Source organism: Pseudomonas sp. SAS7 (genome assembly GCF_052112345.1).
Classification (GTDB): Bacteria; Pseudomonadota; Gammaproteobacteria; order Pseudomonadales; family Pseudomonadaceae; genus Aquipseudomonas; species Aquipseudomonas putida_Q.
Genome location: NZ_JBEGGO010000076.1, coordinates 1 through 250, shown reverse-complemented (window position 1 = coordinate 250; position 250 = coordinate 1). Strand labels below are relative to the sequence as shown.

Here is a 250-nt window from a genome sequence, read left to right as displayed (position 1 = left end):
AGTGGATGTCACCGACACCACCGACGAAGTGGTGGCGAAGCTGACCGCAACCCCTTCGGTGACCGAAGGCGGCGAGATCACCTACACCATCACCCTGACCAACAAAGACGGCTTGCCGATCAACAACCACGGCGCACTGACCTTTACGCTGAGCGACGGCAAGACCGTCATCACCGTACCGGCCAATGGCACTACTGGTTCGATCACTGTCACTGCTCCGGACAACGTTTACGTTGGCAGCAACCCTGCA

Annotated in this window: 1 protein-coding gene; it reads left to right on the top strand. The window is 58.8% G+C overall.

What is annotated here, in order from left to right; translation table 11 throughout:
* The coding region (locus ABI582_RS28755; RefSeq protein ID WP_442121003.1) for an immunoglobulin-like domain-containing protein at positions 1–250 on the top strand (250 nt) is incomplete at both ends.